The following is a 17,343-nucleotide window of genomic DNA, read 5'->3' as shown; positions in this document are numbered from 1 at the left end:
AAACGGCTTTGCAACAACGCGGGTGGCGATGCATTCGCAGGCGCATTCGCCTGCACTGCTGCAAATACGCTCACCCCACGCATGGCCGCCAGTGTGCCCCGCTCATGCGCGCGGGTCACCCTGGGGTTTTCGAGAATTTGTACTAACTAGTTAGTTTTATTATCCTTGCAGCACTCCGGCGGCGCTTGCGTGTTCCAGTCTTGCCGGCACCGCCGGCCTGCCGGTCCCCTGGTTATCGTTCATCCGCTGCCGCGCCACGCCATGTCCAAGCTGCCTCAAAGCCCCACCCTCGCTCCGTTGTGCCGCTCCATCGCGACCGTTTCGATCAGCGGCACGCTTGCGGAAAAGCTCGCCGCCATCAGCGCCGCGGGTTTCACGGGCGTGGAGATCTTCGAAAACGACCTGCTCTATTTCGAAGGCTCGCCCGCCGATGTGCGTCGCATGGCCGCCGACCTCGGGCTCGCGATCGTGCTGTATCAGCCGTTTCGCGATTTCGAGGGCGTGAGCCCTGAACGGCTCGCCCGCAATCTGGAGCGCGTGAAGCGCAAGTTCGACGTGATGCACGAACTGGGCACGCAGCGGCTGCTGGTGTGCAGCAACGTCTCGCCCGACACGATTGGCGACGACGCGCTCGCCATCGATCAGCTTGGCCAGCTCGCGCAGGCCGCCGGGCAGGCAGGCGTGGTGACCTGCTACGAAGCGCTCGCCTGGGGCCGCCACGTGCGCACGTACCGCCATGCATGGCAGCTCGTGAACGCCGTGAATCATTCGCATCTCACGCTTGCGCTCGACAGCTTCCACACGCTCTCGCTCGACGACACGCCCGATGCCATCGCAACGATTCCCGGCGAGCGCATCGGCTTCGTGCAGATCGCCGACGCGCCGAAGATGAACATGGACGTGCTCGAATGGAGCCGCCATTACCGCTGCTTTCCGGGCCAGGGCGATTTCGCGCTCGCGGACTTCACGGCGCAGGTGGTGAAGAGCGGCTACACGGGCCCGCTCTCGCTGGAAATCTTCAACGACGGCTTTCGGGGCGCGCCGCCGGCGGCCACGGCAACGGATGGCCATCGCTCGCTGCTGCTGCTCGAAGCGCTCACGCGTGAGGCACTGCACAGCGCGGACAAAGCCGTGCCGCTCTACCACCCGAGCGCGCCGCCGGCGCATGCGGGATGGCAATTCCTCGAGTTCGCGGTGGACGACGGCGCACGCCGGCGCGTAGCCGACTGGCTCGAAAAACTCCATTTCCGCCTCGCGGGGCAGCATCGATCGAAGGACGTGACGCTCTATCGGCATGGCTCGGCGGCCATCGTGCTGAACGCCGAACCCGATTCGTTCGCCGATGCGTTTTTCCAGCGCCACGGGCTTTCGCTATGCGCCTCGGCATTGCGCGTGGACGACGCCCGCCTCGCGCTCGAACGCGCAGCGGGCTTTGGCTATCAACCGTTTTCGGGCCGCGTCGGCCCTAACGAGCGCGTCGTGCAGGCCGTGCAGGCACCGGACGGAAGTCTTAACTATTTCGTTAACGAGCAGCCGGGCCAGCCGACGCTCTTCGAAGCCGATTTCGTCCTCACCGATGTGGACGGTCCCACGGAGGTCGGCCCCATCACCGGCATCGATCACGTGAGCCTTTCGCTGCCGGCCGGTTCGTTCGATGCGTGGGTGCTGTTTCTGAAAGCGGTGTTCGGCCTGCAGGCGAGCGCCGCCGTCCTGCTGCCCGATCCGTATGGCCTCGTGCGCAGTCGCGCGCTCTTCAGCGCGGACCGTGGCTTGCGCATGGTGCTCAATGCGTCGGTCGATCCGCACACCGCCACCGCCGAGACCGTGCGCGCCTATCACGGCACCGGCCTGAACCACGTGGCCTTCAGCACCGCCGACATCTTCCGCGCGGTGACGGAGTTCGAAGCGGCCGGCGTGCCGTTGCTGCGCGTGCCGGCCAACTACTACGACGATCTGGACGCGCGCCACGCACTACCCGCTGAATTCCTCGACGCGCTGCGCCAGCACAACCTTCTGTACGACCGCGACGAGCAAGGCGGCGAGTTCCTGCACGCTTACACCGAAACACTCGATCAGCGCTTCTTCCTGGAACTGGTGGAGCGGCGCGGCGGCTACGACGGATACGGCGCGCCGAACGCCGCAGTACGTCTCGCCGCGCAAGCCCGCCAGCGATCAAGGGCGGCGAGCCAGGACGGCGCCGCAGACAATAAATAAGCAATCCTGTTGTTATTGATTATTGGAGATCTACAACGATGAAGAAGACTGGCTTTGGCCCGGTGATTTTCGTGGCTGCGGGCGCAGCACTGATTGCGAGCCCCGCATTTGCGCAATCCAGCGTCACGCTATACGGCGCAATCGACGACGCGATCACTTACGTCAACAACCAGAACGGCCACTCGAATGTGTATCTGCGCCAGGGCAACCTCTATGCGTCGAAGTTCGGCCTGCAAGGCAAGGAAGATCTGGGCGGCGGCACGCTCGCGATCTTCGACCTGCAGAACGGCTTCGATCCGAACAGCGGCGCGCTCCAGACCAACGGCCTGATTTTCAACCGCCAGGCCTATGTGGGATTGCAGAACCGCAGCGCGGGCCAACTCACGCTCGGCCGCCAATACACGCCCTACTATCAGTTCGTGGGGCCGCTCACGGGCAGTAGCTGGCTCACGGGCGCAACCGGCGCTCACCCCGGCGATATCGACGGACTCGACACCACCGTGCGCATCAACAACTCGGCGGTTTACACGTCGCCCAGCTGGTACGGCGTGCAGGCAAGCGCCATGTATGCGTTCGGCGGCATTGCAGGCAGTACCGGCAAAGGCCAGACATGGAGCGCTGCGCTGCGCTACACGAATGGCCCGGTCTCGCTCGGCGCGGGCTATCTGCGCATGGACAACGCCGCGATCACGGGCGGCTTCGACAGCGCGTCGACAGCAAGCTTCGGCAAATCGTCGCTGAACACCGGCTACGTCTCGGCGCGCGCTGTTCAGCACGTGGCGGTGGCAGGCAACTATACGATCGGCAATCTGATGTTGGGAGCGTCGTATTCCAACGTCGAATACCTCGCGGGCGGCAAGTCGCTGTTCGGCTCCACGGCTGTCTTCAACACGTGGGCCGCGCTTGCCACCTGGCGCTTCACGCCCGCGTTCGACGTGGGCGGCGGCTATGCATATACGCTGGCCTCCAGGGCCAACGGCATCAGCGACGCCGCGCGCTATCAGCAGATCTCGCTCAAGGAGACGTATCACCTTTCCAAGCGCACTTCGCTCTACGCGCTGGAGGGCTATCAACACGCGAGCGGGCAGACCCTGGGCGTACACGGCGCGAGCGACATCGTCGATGCGAGCCCCTCCGTAGGCGATTCGCAAAACAGCACGCCGTCGAGCACGCGTTCGCAGTTCGTCGGCATGGCGGGCATTGCTGTGTTGTTCTAAGGCGGACGCCCAGGTAGGGACACCCATGTCGGGCCGCGCAGTTTGCGGCCCGACATGCGTCTATACGACGCGATTCGCCGCGCTCCCGCGTTACGCGGGCGTCTGTGCACGGCAGCAGCGCGCAGCGGTGTCATTCCGGCTCCGATGATCGAATCATTATGAGACACTGGCGCGTCTCGATCGAGCCGCCCCGGTTCTGGCGCGCTCGACGCGTCCGCCACCCCTTGGCGCCATCGGTTCGCGGCGTCATCGCACATGAGGTTTCCACGGCTGCGCGCGAGGCTCATGAGCCCAATCATCAGCGCACATTCATGCCGGACGTTCCCCTATCCCAGCCGGGCCAGCCGCGCCTGCCCAGCCAGCCGCGCAGCCGCGGCCTGGCCGCCGCGCTCTTCTTCCTCGTCATCGCAGCAGGCACGGTCTATGTTATCGATCATCTCGTCGTCGACCTGAGCACGGTGCAAGGCCGGTCCGCGCTGCCGTTCGTCCTGCTCGGCCTCGCGCTCCTCATCGCGCTCGGCTTCGAGTTCGTGAACGGCTTTCACGACACCGCCAACGCCGTCGCCACGGTCATCTACACGAATTCACTCGAACCGCATACCGCCGTGATCTGGTCCGGCGCGTGGAATTTTCTTGGCGTCCTCGTTTCGAGCGGCGCGGTCGCGTTCGGCATCCTGCAGCTGCTGCCCGTGGAATTGATCCTCCAGGTGGGCAGTCACGCGGGCTTCGCCATGGTGTTCGCCCTTCTGATCGCGGCCATCCTCTGGAATCTCGGCACCTGGTATTTCGGACTGCCCTCGTCGAGCTCGCATGCGCTCGTGGGCTCGATCATCGGCGTGGGCATCATGAACCAGTGGATCAGCGGCCCCTCCGGCACGTCCGGGGTCGACTGGACCCAGGCGCTGGGCGTGGGCAAGGCGCTGCTGTTTTCTCCCGTGGCAGGTTTCGTGCTCTCCGCGCTCGTGCTGCTCGCGTTGAAGCTGTTCGTGCGCGCGCCGCGCCTTTATCGCGAGCCGCCGTCGAACGAGCGGCCGCCGCTCTGGATCCGCGCGTTGCTGATTCTCACCTGCACGGGCGTCTCGTTCGCGCACGGCTCCAACGACGGGCAGAAAGGCATGGGCCTCATCATGCTCATCCTGATCGGCGTGGTGCCCACCGCCTATGCGCTCAACAAGGCCGTCACGCCCGAGCAGACCGTGACCTTCGTGGCCGCCGCGCGCACGGCTTCGGCCACGCTCGCGCGCTACGTGCCTGAAGGGCCGCGCGAGGCGCTGCCCGCGAATCCGCGCGCGGAAGTCGAAGCCTACGTGAGCACGCACCGCCTGCGCCCCGCCACGCTGCCTGCGCTGCGCGCGCTCACCGACACCATCGGCGACCAGGTGAGCAGCTCCGGCTCGATGGCGCAGGTGCCGCAAGCGATCGTCGACAACGTGCGCAACAACATGTATGTCGCTTCCGAGGCCATCCGGCTGATGGAGAAAGCGCACGCGCCCGCCTTCTCGGCCGCCGACGCCGCCACGCTGGACGCCTTCCGCAAGCAGATGGACCACGCCACCAAGTTCATCCCCACCTGGGTGAAGGTGGCGGTGGCCATCGCGCTCGGGCTGGGGACGATGGTGGGCTGGAGGCGCGTGGTAGTGACCGTGGGCGAAAAAATCGGCAAGCAGCATCTGACCTACGGGCAAGGCGCTTGCGCCGAAGCCGTGGCCATGCTGACCATCGGCATGGCCGACGCCTACGGCCTGCCCGTTTCGACCACGCACGTGCTCGCTTCCGGCGTTGCCGGCACGATGGCCGCCAATGGCTCGGGCCTGCAATGGGGAACCGTGCGCAATCTCGCGCTTGCGTGGCTGCTCACGCTGCCCGCGTCGATTGCGCTTTCTGCGCTGCTCTATTGGGTGTTCCGTCAATTCTTCTGAACAAAGCGCGCGGCACAAAGAAATCTCATAGCCGCGCCGCGAGGTCCATCTCGATCCGTCTGCGCAAATCGCGCACGACTTTCGCCGCCGGCAAAAGCCACCACGCCGGCGCATGCACGCCGAAGCCCCAGGCGATGCGCGTCTCGCCCGCGCTCACGGCGCGCGCGCGGCAGAGGAAGATCACGGCCTGGTGCGCTTCCCCCTCGCTCTGCCCTGGCCGCGCCGTGGAATAGCGCAGGACTGCGCGCAGTTCGAAGCCCGCGTCGCCGGGCAATTGCTTGAGCGTCTCGATGCTCCATTGCGCGCCATGCCGGCCCGTGCCGCGCAGCGCGGCGCACACACGCAGCCACGTTGAATGCGCAGGCAGCGGCATGCCATGCTCGCGCCCCGCACGATCGGCGCGATAGAAGGTCCGCTGCGCCCACGCATAACCGCCTGCCAGCACCACGCCCACTGCAATCAGCAGGCCTTGCAGCGTTTCGCCGAGCCAGCGCCACGAACCGCCCGCGTCGAATATGCTGAAGACGATCTTGTGCGCCACCACAAAAATGACGATGCACATCACAACAATGCCGCTCAACGTCATCAGCCAGCCGCGTGCGGGGTCGTCGAAACGCGAGTAGAAGAAGTCACGCACGGGGTGCCGTTCGGGCAGCGCGAGGTCCGCATCATGATGCCTTGCATGGCTCCCGTTGCCATTCGCGGAATCGGCGGGACTGGCGGAACCGGCCGCCTGCGCCTGCTCGCGCCGCTCTGCGGCGCTCGCACGCTCCCGTGTAGCGTCCTCGCGCAAGCGCACTAGTTCGCCGATCAGGCGTTCGCGCTCGGTCTGCATGCGCGCGAACTCGGCAAGTCCACGCAGCTTTGCGCTTTGCAACGCATCGAGTTCGCTGCGCAGCCGCTCGCGATTCAACTGGAGTTCGCGCACCTGCTCGCGCACGCGGGCAATATGCGCATCGCTCTGTGCCACACGGCTCGCGGGCGCTTCGTCGTGCACGTGCCAGTATGTCTCCAGCACCTCGCGCGCTTCCTTGATCTTCTTGAACTGCTCGGAGGCCCAGTGCAGCGACGCCGGGCTCGGATGCCGCCATTTGTCTGGATGAAAGATCTGCGCCAGCTGCCGGTAGTTGTGCTTGATATCGGCCGCGCTGGCCCCGGGCTCGAGATCGAGCCGGTAATAGAGGCGGTCGTAGTCTTCTCGGTTCCTTGGGTCGGAGGCGGGCATGACCGGAGTGTCGATTCCGTGAAGTGCTTGAGTCGTTGAGTTGAGCAACTGCGCCGCGCGGTTGGCGGTGTTATCGGAAAAGGTATAACACGCGGGCGCTCGCGGCAAGAATCGCGGCGGATGCGCTCAACCTCGGCGCGCGCGCTGCGCCAGCATCCGGCTCAGCGTCGCGAACGCCACGGCAGGCAGTTCGTGCAGCTTGTGCACGACGACGGCGTGCGGATAGAACGCCTCGACGGCATCGTCCTGAATGCCGATGCCAACGAGCTCGATGCCCTGCTCGACCGCTTCCGCCACGCGCGCATGCAAGTCGCTGCGCAAGACCGCGGGATCGCCGTCGCTCGTGGCAGGGTAGCCGTCCGAGAGCACGAACAGCAGGCGCCGCCGCGCCTTGCGTGCGGCGAGCCGCGCAGCGGCCCACGCGAGCGCCTCGCCGTCGGGGTTCTCGTAGCCGCATTCGATCGCCGCCAGACCGCTCGCATCGCTTGAGCCGAGCGCATCGAAGCGCTTGAAAACCCGCAGATCGAGCCGCTCGACGAAGCGGTTGTAGCCGCGCAGGTCCGCGCCCGCCGCGCGGGCGCGCTCGAATTGCGCACGCATGTCGGGCGACTCGACCGAGCTGTAACCGAGCACTTCGCAGTCGAAACCAAGCTGCATGAGCGCGTCGGCCAGTGCGGCCGCGCACAGCCGCGCGAGTTCGATCTTGCGCCCCGCCATCGATCCGCTGAGGTCGAGCAGCAGCGTCATGGCCGCGTCGCGGCCACGCGCGTGCCTGGCGACGCGGAACGGCGTGCGATAGCCGCGCGAGGCCGCAAGCCGGGCGAGCGCGGCACGGTCGATCTCGCCGCGCTCCTGCTCGCGCTTCCAGTGCGTGAGTTCGTCGGCTTTCAGCACGCGTTCGAGCTGGGTCTTGAGCGCCCCCGTCTCCGCGCGCGCCAGCGCCCGCAGCTTGCGCCACGCCGTGGCGTCGCCGCTGCCGGTGAGATCGGTCACGACATCAAACGCCGCAGTGAGCGGGATCGAGCGGACCGGCTTCGCGCGCGGCGCTTCGCGAGGAGCTGCGCGTGGCGGCACGGTATCGGCCTCGGAGAGCGTGGCGCCGGGCGCCGAAGCCGCATCGCCGGGCGCCTCGCTTGCGGCTTCCAGCGCCGGCGCGCCGGGATAGCCCGCGGCCTCGGCGGCGGCTGCATCGGCATCGTCTGGCGTCGACGCAAAATCGATGTCGTCGTGCGCGCCGAAGTCGTCGAGTTCGCGTGCGAGCGTTTCCTCGTCGAGGGTGTCGAGCGGGCGCGCCGTCTGCATCATGGTGTTCGCGCCGCGCGAAGCCAGCGAGCGCACAGCCGCGACGATGGCCTGCGCGGCCCGAACGCTCTCGCCGGTCGACCGGCTCGCGCGCGCCAACGCAAGCGGCCCGTTGCGGCCACCGCAGTCACCCAACGCGCGCAACGCGGCCGCCAGCGAAGCCGCGTCTTGCTCGCGCGCGCCAGGGGCTTCGTCCCACAGCGCACGCTCGATGGCCCACACGAGCCGCTCCCGCCAGGCGAGTGCGCTCCAGCGCCGCGCTGCATCGCGTGCGAACTGCGCGCGCAAGCGCTCGACATAACGGTGCGCACCCGGATAGGCCGCCACGAGCCGGGCGAGCACGCGCCGGTCCTCGACGGCCTGGGCAATGCGCCCCGTCACCCCCGCCTGGGCGGCGTCGAGCCGGGGCTGCGCGCTATGCCGCCAGCGCGCCGCGAGCAAATCGAGGTAGCCGATCAGCAAGTCTTCATCGGCTTCGACAGATTCAGCCGCATGCGAAGGCAACACGAAGCGTCCCCGCTCCACGCGCGGCCCGCCCGCGCCGATCGACACACCAAGGCGCGGCTCGCCCGTCAACGCGCGCGCGAGCTTGCCGAGGCGCGCTTCCAGATTGTCGGTCCGTGCGCTGTCCATGATGGCCGGCCCGTCTCTAGCGCGCGCCCGGATCGGCGTCGAAGATCGCGTGATGGCGGATGATGCTGCGAATGAGCGCCGCGTCCTCCGCGCTCACTTTCGCGTAGATCGACGGGCCGGCGGCGCGCTCCGCGTCGCCCGTGCGCAGCATCAGCTCGGCCCAGTCGATCAGGCGTCGCGTGGAGAACGCGCTCGCCAGGTCCTCGCGCGCGAACGCGGCACGGCAGTCGGCGGCAATGGCGGCGAGCGTCGGCGCGAGCGCGGGCGGAAGTTGCGGCAAGGTCCGCCGCAATACTTCGGCTTCCTCATCTTTCGACAGGTAATCGAACAAATACACCCGCCAGCGGTCGAGAAAAGCCTCGTTGAGCAGATTCGCGCCCTGATACAGGTGCCGATACGCGCTCATCGCGCCCGCCGCGTTCGCCGTGGCAAAGAGGCGAAACTCGGGATGCGGTGTCACGATCTCGTTGCCGCGCTCCTTGAGCAGCAGCCTGCCGTCCGGTTCGAGCACGGCGGTCAGCACCGCGAGAATGGACGGCTCGGCAAAATCGAGCTCGTCGATGACAAGCCAGGCGCCTTCGCGCATCGCAATGGGCAGCACGCCATCCACCCATACCGTCTCGCCGCCCTTCACGGTCCAGAAACCGACAAAGTCGCCGATGGTGGTCTGGCCGTTCATGTTCGCTCGCAGCACGCCGTGGCCCGTGCGCGCGGCGATCTGCTCGACGAAGCTGGTCTTGCCCGAGCCCGTGTGGCCGATCAGCATCACGCGCCGGTTTTCGACGATGTCCATGGCGATGTCGTCGGTGCGCGCCGTGAAGAGATACGCATCGTTGATGCGCGGCACCCGCGCTTGGGAGGCCGGCGCGCCGTTCAACGCGGCTTGCGCGACCGGCACGTCGACCGTGCCGATGCGCACGGTCCGCACTTCACTGCCGGCTCCATGAGCCCCTCTGCGCGCGGCCCGCGCCGATGCCGCCGATGCCGCCGCGAGCCGCAACTCGGCGCCGAACCGGCTGCCCGCCTCGGCGGCCCGTGCTTCGTCCTCGCGGCCCGCGTCGGCCGCGAAGCCCTCGCGACGCCACTTCAGAAGCTTCGCATCGAGATTATCGAGGTCGACCACCGTATCGATATCGACCTTGCCGGTGGCCGCGTCGCCGTGGCCATGCTCGATGCGGAACAGGTTGGCGCGCTCGGAGAGCGAAACGCGCCACCATTCGCGCACCTCGCCCGCACCGCGCGTGTAGACGCCCTCGGGGCCGTCGTCGTGAACTGCGAGAGGGGAAGCGTTCATTGGCAAAAAGGGCGCGGTCACAACCCGTTGAAGGAACTGCCCATCTTACCCGCCGGGCGGCGCACGGCGGTCGCCCGGCGACCTGCGGCAGCCGGTGTCAACCAATGTTGCAGCACTGCGACACACCGACAAAGTTGTTGCAGGAATGTGAACGGTTCGCAATATTATGGCCCGCGTCCGCGCGCGGGACGGTCCCCACGCCCCCGTGCGATGCAGGCCAAACGACTAAAAAACAGGGAACACATGAAGAAGACCACCGCAGCGCTCGGCGCCGCCCTGCTCGCGATTTCCGCGCAATCCGCCTTCGCGCAAAACTCGGTCACGCTGTACGGCATCGTCGACACGAGCGTCCGCTACCTGACCAACGCCAACGCCAACAACGACAGCCAGGTGCAAATGGGCGTCGGCCCGGTCACCGGCAGCCGCTGGGGCCTGAAAGGCTCCGAAGACCTGGGCGGCGGCCTCTCGACGGTATTCCGCCTCGAAAGCGGCTTCAACCTCTGGAACGGCCAGATGGCCAGCCAGAACACCCTGTTCAACCGGATGGCGTACGTCGGCCTGCAGAGCAACCAGTACGGCGCGCTCACGTTCGGCCGCCAGAACACGCCGCTGTTCGACCAGCTCGGCAACGTGTACGACCCGCTGACCGTCGGCAACTTCGACCAGGACGGCTGGCTGCCGGGCGCGCTCGGCTACGGCCTGCGCCAGAACAACTCGGTCAAGTACGACGGCCACTTCGGCGGCCTCGAACTCGAAGGCATGTACAGCTTCGGCGGCGTGCCGGGCAGCACCGGCGCGAACAACATGTACGGCTTCACCGCGGCGTACACCTGGGGCCCGGCCTCGCTCGACGTCGGCTACCAGCAGAACAGCGACCCGCACAACAACAAGTACCGCGTGGTCAACGTGAGCGGCGTCTACCAGATCGGCCCGGTCAAGGCGCTGGCCGGCTGGCTCTGGGGCCAGGACAACACCGGTTTCGTCGACCTGTACATGGCCTCGGCCAACTCGCCGGCGGCCAGCTTCGCGGGTCCCGTGGCAAAGACCAACCGCATCGACAACGGTCTCTACGCCGGCGCCGTGTGGCAGGTCACCTCGCCGCTCACGCTCACGGCCGCTTACTACTACGACCACGCCAGCAACGCGCTGAACGCGGACGGCGCGACGCTGAGCACCGGCATTCGCTACACGGCTGTCGTGCTGGCCGAATACGCGCTGTCCAAGCGCACGCAGATCTACGGCACGGTCGACTACGCGCACGGCTCGGGCGCGGCAAGGGCCGACTTCCCCGGCCGCAACAACCAGACCGGTGTGGCAGCCGGCATGCGCCACATCTTCTGATCGGAGCGGGTGTGGGATAATCGCCGCTTGCCCGGAGTGCAGCTCAAGAGGTTGTTCGCACGGGCTCAGGGGGCCTTCAATCCCGCGGCCCGCTACCTGGGGCCTGTTCACACTAATAACAGGCCCTTCTAGCGGCCAGCCCGCGCAATGAAATTCTTAATTTGGGGAACGTGTCTTTCCGGCCGCATTGCGGCGTCGCGCGTCGCTTGTATGGCTCGGCCATACGGCGCTCCTTGCTCCTTGCACTGCGACCGGAAAGGCACGTTCGCGAGCCTGTTATTAGTGTGAACAGGCCCCGACAATCACTCTCAAGCGACCACGATGCCCGCATACCGTTCCAAGACCTCCACCGCCGGCCGCAACATGGCCGGCGCGCGCTCGCTGTGGCGCGCCACCGGCATGAAAGACGACGACTTTTCCAAGCCGATCATCGCGGTGGTCAACTCGTTCACCCAGTTCGTGCCGGGCCACGTGCACCTGAAAGACCTCGGCCAGCTCGTTGCGCGCGAAATCGAGGCCGCGGGCGGCGTGGCCAAGGAATTCAACACCATTGCCGTGGACGACGGCATCGCCATGGGCCACGACGGCATGCTGTATTCGCTGCCGAGCCGCGACATCATCGCGGATTCGGTCGAATACATGGTCAACGCGCACTGCGCCGACGCCATGGTGTGCATCTCCAACTGCGACAAGATCACCCCGGGCATGCTGATGGCCGCCATGCGCCTGAACATCCCCGTGATCTTCGTCTCGGGCGGCCCGATGGAAGCCGGCAAGACGCGCCTGGCCAACCCCGTCACCAAGGCCATCGAAGTCAAGAAGCTCGACCTGATCGACGCCATGGTGATCGCCGCGGACAGCAAGTACTCCGACGCCGAAGTGGCCGAAGTGGAACGCTCGGCCTGCCCGACTTGCGGCTCGTGCTCGGGCATGTTCACGGCCAATTCCATGAACTGCCTGACCGAGGCGCTGGGCCTCTCGCTGCCGGGCAACGGCACCGTCGTCGCCACGCACGCCGACCGCGAGCAGCTGTTCAAGCGCGCCGGCCGCCGCATCGTCGAACTCGCGCGCCAGTACTACGAGCAGGAAGACGAGCGCGTGCTGCCGCGCTCGGTGGGCTTCAAGGCGTTCGAGAACGCGATGACGCTGGACATCGCCATGGGCGGCTCGACCAACACGATCCTCCACCTGCTGGCGATCGCGCAGGAAGCGGGCATCGAATTCACCATGGCCGACATCGACCGCCTCTCGCGCGTCGTGCCGCAGCTGTGCAAAGTGGCGCCCAACACCAACAAGTACCACATCGAAGACGTGCATCGCGCGGGCGGCATCATGGCGATCCTCGGCGAGCTCGACCGCGCCGGCAAGCTGCACACCGACGTGCCGACCGTACACGCGCCCTCGCTCAAGCATGCGCTGGACCAGTGGGACATCGTGCGCAATGTCGACGATGCGGTGAAGACGTTCTACATGGCCGGCCCCGCAGGCGTGCCGACGCAGGTGGCCTTCAGCCAGAACACGCGCTGGCCGAGCCTCGATCTGGACCGCGCCGAAGGCTGCATCCGCTCGAACGAGCACGCTTTCTCGAAGGAAGGCGGCCTCGCGGTGCTCACGGGCAATATCGCGCTCGACGGCTGCGTGGTGAAAACCGCCGGCGTGGACGACAGCATTCTCGTGTTCGAAGGCACGGCGCACGTGACCGAATCGCAGGACGAAGCGGTTGAAAACATCCTCGCCGACAAGGTCAAGGCCGGCGACGTGGTGATCGTGCGCTATGAAGGCCCCAAGGGCGGCCCGGGCATGCAGGAAATGCTTTACCCGACGAGCTATATCAAGTCGAAGGGCCTGGGCAAGGCTTGCGCGCTGCTGACCGACGGCCGCTTCTCGGGCGGCACCTCGGGGCTGTCCATCGGCCACTGCTCGCCTGAAGCGGCGGCGGGCGGCGCGATCGGCCTCGTGCGCGATGGCGACAAGATCCGCATCGATATTCCGAATCGCACGATCAACGTGCTCGTGTCCGACGAGGAACTGGCGCGCCGTCGCGAAGAGCAGAACGCCAAGGGCTGGAAGCCGGCGAAGGCGCGTCCGCGCAAGGTGTCGGCGGCGCTCAAGGCTTATGCCAAGCTGGTGATGTCGGCGGATAAGGGCGCGGTGCGGGACCTTTCGCTGCTCGACGATTGAGGGTGGATGGGCGCCCGGGGATTTCGAACCGGCGCCTTACTTCCGGACGAAAGCCGCTCTCTGGAGCGGCTTTTTTGTTTGAGGGTGCTGTTCAAGCGCGGCTGCAAGCGCGGCGGCGCGCGGCGCGCAAATGTGGCATTCTCGGAGCCCTGGCTCGTGCCTTGTGCAGGCGCAGCTGTTGCATATTCTCGGCAAGACATCCACACCTGCACGGAGAGAACGATGTCCGCATCAACGCCTTCCCAGACTGCACCCGCCGCGCGCGGCCAATGCGAAGCGATCGACCTGGCTGGCAAGATCGCGCTGATCGAGGGCCACTGGCAGCCGCGGGTGGTCGCGGAAATGAACGACTACCAATTCAAGGTCGTCAAGCTCGAGGGCGACTTCGTCTGGCACCAGCACAGCGAGACCGATGAAACTTTTATCGTGCTCGACGGCGAACTGCGCATCGATTTTCGCGGTGGCCCACAGGGCGACGGCTCGATCGTGCTGCACGCCGGTCAAATGGCGGTCGTGCCCAAAGGCGTCGAGCACAAACCCTGCGCTCAGGGCGAAGTGAAAGTGCTGCTGATCGAGCCGCGCGGCGTTGTGAATACCGGAGAGAACGCCGCGAGCGAACGCACGGTTGCGAACGATCAGTGGGTTTGACGGGGGGTGCCTGGCACCGTCCGATCAACGTTCACCATCGAATCACCCGATGCAGCCCTTGAAGCTCAAGAGTACGCTGGCGTGACGTCAAGAGGATGTCGATGACGGGATCCCAACGGGGAACACATCATGTCAGGAGAATGGAAGCGCCGCGCCCGGCTGTTCGTCCAGCGTTTCTGGCAGCCCACCAGCGCCTGCATGACCTGCATGCCGGGAAGCTGGGGCAATATCATGAGTCTCGCCCACTGGACGATTGCCCTCCATACCGGACTGCTCACCGGAATTCTGGCCGTACTGCTAACTTTCACGCCGGCTGCAAAACTCTACGCGCATCGATACGGCAATGCACTCATTGTCGGCTGCCTGACGACGCTGGGCGATGCCTACTCGCACAAAAGCCACTACCGTATTCCCGTTGTCGAGCACATCATGACGGGAATCCTCTCAGGACTGCTCGCACTGATCGCTTCATATCTCCTTGAAGATCGCGCGCGGCGCATTCGTGCGGTTTGGGCTCGGGTTTTCGGGTAGTTGCCCGCCAGCCCGGAGGCCACGCCGGCCTCACACACTACCCTCCGTTTCAACCACGAGAATGCGCGCCTCGCCAAGCGGATGCGCCACATGCTCGGTCCCAACGGACGCATAAAAAATATCGCCTGTTTCCAGGATCACCGATTGCTCAATACCCGCTTCGCGGTAGCGCATGTCGACACGGCCATCGAGCACGACAAACACCTCTTCGCCATCGTTGACGTGCCATTGATAAGGTTCATTCGTCCAGTGCAGCCTCGTGGTAATGCCGCGCATATTGGCAATATCGAGCGCGCCCCAAGGGCGGTCAGCAGTAAAGCGCCTGCTACGAATGATCTTCATGACGAACCGGCTGGCCTTGGGGAAAGGGGCTTCGAGAATATCACGCCCGACTGGCGCAAAAAATCGAGACTTTTCGGCGCCGGGTATCTATTTTGTTAGCCTGCATTCGCCCTATCGATGGCAACATGCGTTACTTTCGGCCGCCCGCACATGGGTGCAGACATCAACAGGAGATGCGTCATGGCGATTCAAAAAATCACGCCTTTTCTCTGGTATTCCGCCGCGCAGGTCGAGGAAGCCGCGGCCTTTTACACGACAATCTTCCCGGACTCGCGCATCGTCCGCGTCACGCCGATTACGAGCGCCGGCGATACCAAGGTAGTCGACTTCGAACTCTTTGGGCAGCCCTTTATTGCCATGGGCTCCGGTCAGCCCGAGGCGTTCAACCTCTCGATCTCGCTCATGGTCGACTGCGCAGATCAAACCGAGGTCGACCGGTACTGGAACGCCCTGCTCGAAGGTGGCGGCGCGCCACTCGAGTGTGGATGGCTGAAAGACCGCTTCGGCATCGCATGGCAGATCGTCCCCGACGATCTCATGCGCATGATGGCCGATTCCGACCCGGTCAAGGCCGCCCGCGTGGCCAAAGCCATGATGTCGATGGTGAAATTCGACGTAGCCACGCTGAGAGCGGCCTATGCGGGTACGGCCGGCTGAACCGCAACGCCACGCTCTGCGCAATCGAAACCCTACGCGCCCCCGCCATTGCGCTAGCGCAGAGCTTCTCACCGCACGAAAGCTTTTTGCAAGAATCCCCAGGTAGCGTGCGCACTGCATGTTGCCGCTGCTTTCCATTGCTTGTCGCTCCCCGCGCAAACCCGCTGCCGGTAAAGCCGCTCAATGTCACGTAAAGCCGGATGACAAAATCCGCCCCTTGTAATGGCAATAAATCTTTCAAATAGCTGACGTTTATAAATTAACGCATGAGTTGGTTAGACTGCGAGTTTCCAGGCTTCGCGGTCCGGCCCTCTCAGCCCGACCGCGCCCAGCATCGGCGGCACACAACAACCAAGAGTATGCGTATGCAATCCGACGATAACCGGCCCGGCGCGGTCCAGGCGCCGCGGTCCGCTCATGCCCCCCGCATTCGCGCTGCGCATCCCGTCGGCACCACTGGGAGACTGGCATGAGCGACACGCCAAACCACCCCGCTGCCCCGCAAGTCCCAACTCCCCCCACGCCGCCCACGTCCAAGGCGCCCGACGCGCCGCCGCCGCGCAAGCGCCGCGGGCGCTGGATTCTCGCGCTGATCGTGCTGGTGCTGATCGCGCTCGTCGTCATGCACGTGCTGCGCGGCAAGAAGCCCGAGCACGCCGCGCCCGCGCAGGTCGTGACCGTTGCGCCCGCCACGCTCGGCTCGATGCCGGTGACGCTCGACGCGCTCGGCACCGTCACACCGGTCGCCACCGTCACGGTGCTGCCGCAACTGAGCGGCTACCTCACCGAAGTCGGCTACCGCGAAGGCCAGGAGGTCGTGAAAGGCCAGTTCCTCGCGCAGATCGATCCGCGCCAATATGAAATCAGCAAGGAGCAGGCCGAGGCGCAGCTCGCCAAGGACCGCGCGTCGCTCGCGCAGGCCCGCGCCGACCTCGCGCGCTACTCGCAGCTCCACGAAAAGCAGTCGGTTGCCGAGCAAACCTATACCGACCAGAAGTTCCTTGTGGCCCAGGACGAGGCCGCCGTGAAGGCCGATCTCGCCAACATCAAGCAGTTCGAGCTCGATCTCGCCTACTGCCACATCACCGCGCCTGTATCGGGGCGCGTGGGCTTGCGCCTCGTCGATCCGGGCAATTACGTAACGGCGTCGAGCTCGACCGGCATCGCCGTCATCACGCAGATGAAGCCCACCACGGTGCAATTCACGGTGCCGCAAAACGCGCTGTCGAGCGTGCTCCAGCGCGTGAACGCCGGCGCGAAACTGCCGGTCACGATCTATAGCAGCGACAACACCCGGGAGCTCGCCACCGGCATGCTCTACGCGATCAGCAACCAGATGGCCACGGCCACCGGCACGGTCACGCTGCGCGCAAGCGTGCCCAACGACGACGAGGCGCTGTTTCCCAACGAGTTCGTAAACGTGCGGCTGCTGGTGGACACGATGGAAAACGCCGTGCTCGTGCCCACGCCCGCCGTGCAAAACGGCGCACCCGGCGACTATGTGTATCTCGTGAACGCCGACAACACCGTGTCGGTCCACAAGGTCACGCTGGGCCCGGGCGACGGCCGGCATACGGTGATCGTCGCGGGCCTCGCGGCGGGCCAGCGCGTGGTGACCGACGGGTTCGACCGCCTCAACGACGGCGCGAAAATCCAGCCCTCCGAGGCAAAACCAGGTGCAGCTGGCGCGCCGCACGGCGCGAGCGCGGCGCGCATGGGCAACCCTGCGCATCCGCTTTCGAGACCGCTGCCGCCGGCATCGGGCGCGAGCACCGTGGGCGCCGCAGCGCAACCGGCCGCCTCTCAAGCAGCACCCGCCTCAGAAGCGTCCTGATCCCC

The 17,343-nt window shown here is 65.9% G+C and carries 13 protein-coding genes; 9 read left to right on the top strand and 4 right to left on the bottom strand.

Annotated features, from left to right (window positions below):
- Window positions 1–297: 297 nt before the first annotated feature.
- From PWP93_RS29975 to PWP93_RS29965, 3 genes are all read left to right on the top strand, one after another.
- Window positions 298–2,214: a bifunctional sugar phosphate isomerase/epimerase/4-hydroxyphenylpyruvate dioxygenase family protein gene (locus tag PWP93_RS29975; protein ID WP_421047707.1), complete on the top strand. Its 1,917-nt coding sequence runs from the start codon at window positions 298–300 to the stop codon at window positions 2,212–2,214.
- Window positions 2,215–2,252: 38 nt separating this feature from the next.
- Window positions 2,253–3,431: a porin gene (locus tag PWP93_RS29970; RefSeq protein ID WP_421047261.1), complete on the top strand. Its 1,179-nt coding sequence runs from the start codon at window positions 2,253–2,255 to the stop codon at window positions 3,429–3,431.
- A gap of 311 nt (window positions 3,432–3,742) precedes the next feature.
- Complete coding sequence (locus tag PWP93_RS29965; protein ID WP_421047260.1) at window positions 3,743–5,350, top strand: inorganic phosphate transporter; 1,608 nt, start codon at window positions 3,743–3,745, stop codon at window positions 5,348–5,350.
- Between the two features lie 25 nt (window positions 5,351–5,375).
- Here the strand turns inward: PWP93_RS29965 and PWP93_RS29960 are convergent, their stop codons facing one another.
- The 3 genes from PWP93_RS29960 to PWP93_RS29950 all read right to left on the bottom strand — a co-directional run bounded on the left by PWP93_RS29960 (window position 5,376) and on the right by PWP93_RS29950 (window position 9,804).
- The gene (locus tag PWP93_RS29960) at window positions 5,376–6,575 is read right to left on the bottom strand and encodes a DnaJ domain-containing protein (protein WP_421047259.1); all 1,200 of its coding nucleotides are present in this window, start codon (window positions 6,573–6,575) and stop codon (window positions 5,376–5,378) included.
- 126 nt (window positions 6,576–6,701) lie between these two features.
- Complete coding sequence (locus PWP93_RS29955) at window positions 6,702–8,510, bottom strand: cobaltochelatase CobT-related protein (protein ID WP_421047258.1); 1,809 nt, start codon at window positions 8,508–8,510, stop codon at window positions 6,702–6,704.
- 16 nt (window positions 8,511–8,526) lie between these two features.
- Entirely contained in the window at window positions 8,527–9,804 is a 1,278-nt protein-coding gene (locus tag PWP93_RS29950) for an AAA family ATPase (RefSeq protein WP_421047257.1), read from the bottom strand.
- 243 nt (window positions 9,805–10,047) lie between these two features.
- Here PWP93_RS29950 and PWP93_RS29945 point away from each other — a divergent pair, with 243 nt between their 5' ends.
- From PWP93_RS29945 to PWP93_RS29930, 4 genes are all read left to right on the top strand, one after another.
- Window positions 10,048–11,145: a porin gene (locus tag PWP93_RS29945; RefSeq protein WP_421047256.1), complete on the top strand. Its 1,098-nt coding sequence runs from the start codon at window positions 10,048–10,050 to the stop codon at window positions 11,143–11,145.
- Window positions 11,146–11,466: 321 nt separating this feature from the next.
- Window positions 11,467–13,326, top strand: coding sequence for a dihydroxy-acid dehydratase (gene ilvD / locus PWP93_RS29940; protein WP_421047255.1), 1,860 nt, complete (start codon window positions 11,467–11,469; stop codon window positions 13,324–13,326).
- Between the two features lie 222 nt (window positions 13,327–13,548).
- Window positions 13,549–13,974 (top strand): cupin domain-containing protein, encoded by a 426-nt coding sequence (locus PWP93_RS29935; protein ID WP_421028514.1) that lies wholly within the window; start codon window positions 13,549–13,551, stop codon window positions 13,972–13,974.
- 129 nt (window positions 13,975–14,103) lie between these two features.
- Window positions 14,104–14,505, top strand: coding sequence for a hypothetical protein (locus tag PWP93_RS29930; protein ID WP_421047254.1), 402 nt, complete (start codon window positions 14,104–14,106; stop codon window positions 14,503–14,505).
- Between the two features lie 30 nt (window positions 14,506–14,535).
- Here PWP93_RS29930 and PWP93_RS29925 read toward each other — a convergent pair whose 3' ends face one another.
- Window positions 14,536–14,847, bottom strand: a complete 312-nt coding sequence (locus PWP93_RS29925; protein ID WP_421047253.1) for a cupin domain-containing protein — start codon at window positions 14,845–14,847, stop codon at window positions 14,536–14,538.
- A 180-nt stretch (window positions 14,848–15,027) separates the two neighbouring features.
- On the opposite strand from PWP93_RS29925, the gene PWP93_RS29920 reads away from it, so the two are divergent.
- Together PWP93_RS29920 and PWP93_RS29915 are read left to right on the top strand one after the other, a co-directional pair.
- Window positions 15,028–15,504 carry a VOC family protein gene (locus tag PWP93_RS29920; RefSeq protein WP_421047252.1) on the top strand — a complete coding sequence of 159 codons (477 nt, stop codon included), beginning with the start codon at window positions 15,028–15,030 and terminating at the stop codon, window positions 15,502–15,504.
- A 469-nt stretch (window positions 15,505–15,973) separates the two neighbouring features.
- On the top strand, window positions 15,974–17,338 hold the full coding sequence (locus PWP93_RS29915; RefSeq protein WP_421047251.1) for an efflux RND transporter periplasmic adaptor subunit: 1,365 nt from the start codon (window positions 15,974–15,976) through the stop codon (window positions 17,336–17,338).
- Window positions 17,339–17,343 lie beyond the last annotated feature (5 nt).

This window comes from Paraburkholderia sp. A1RI-2L (assembly GCF_048957375.1).
Taxonomy (GTDB): Bacteria; Pseudomonadota; Gammaproteobacteria; order Burkholderiales; family Burkholderiaceae; genus Paraburkholderia.
Note: the sequence above shows the minus strand (reverse complement) of the source record. Positions and strands in the feature narration are given on the sequence as shown.

Bases quoted from the DNA above. Each gene is read 5' to 3' on its own strand.
- PWP93_RS29970 (WP_421047261.1), top strand. From the start codon at position 2,253: ATGAAGAAGACTGGCTTTGGCCCGGTGATTTTCGTGGCTGCGGGCGCA.
- PWP93_RS29965 (WP_421047260.1), top strand. From the start codon at position 3,743: ATGCCGGACGTTCCCCTATCCCAGCCGGGCCAGCCGCGCCTGCCCAGC.
- PWP93_RS29960 (WP_421047259.1), bottom strand. From the start codon at position 6,575: ATGCCCGCCTCCGACCCAAGGAACCGAGAAGACTACGACCGCCTCTAT.
- PWP93_RS29955 (WP_421047258.1), bottom strand. From the start codon at position 8,510: ATGGACAGCGCACGGACCGACAATCTGGAAGCGCGCCTCGGCAAGCTC.
- PWP93_RS29950 (WP_421047257.1), bottom strand. From the start codon at position 9,804: ATGAACGCTTCCCCTCTCGCAGTTCACGACGACGGCCCCGAGGGCGTC.
- PWP93_RS29945 (WP_421047256.1), top strand. From the start codon at position 10,048: ATGAAGAAGACCACCGCAGCGCTCGGCGCCGCCCTGCTCGCGATTTCC.
- ilvD (WP_421047255.1), top strand. From the start codon at position 11,467: ATGCCCGCATACCGTTCCAAGACCTCCACCGCCGGCCGCAACATGGCC.
- PWP93_RS29935 (WP_421028514.1), top strand. From the start codon at position 13,549: ATGTCCGCATCAACGCCTTCCCAGACTGCACCCGCCGCGCGCGGCCAA.
- PWP93_RS29930 (WP_421047254.1), top strand. From the start codon at position 14,104: ATGTCAGGAGAATGGAAGCGCCGCGCCCGGCTGTTCGTCCAGCGTTTC.
- PWP93_RS29925 (WP_421047253.1), bottom strand. From the start codon at position 14,847: ATGAAGATCATTCGTAGCAGGCGCTTTACTGCTGACCGCCCTTGGGGC.
- PWP93_RS29920 (WP_421047252.1), top strand. From the start codon at position 15,028: ATGGCGATTCAAAAAATCACGCCTTTTCTCTGGTATTCCGCCGCGCAG.
- PWP93_RS29915 (WP_421047251.1), top strand. From the start codon at position 15,974: ATGAGCGACACGCCAAACCACCCCGCTGCCCCGCAAGTCCCAACTCCC.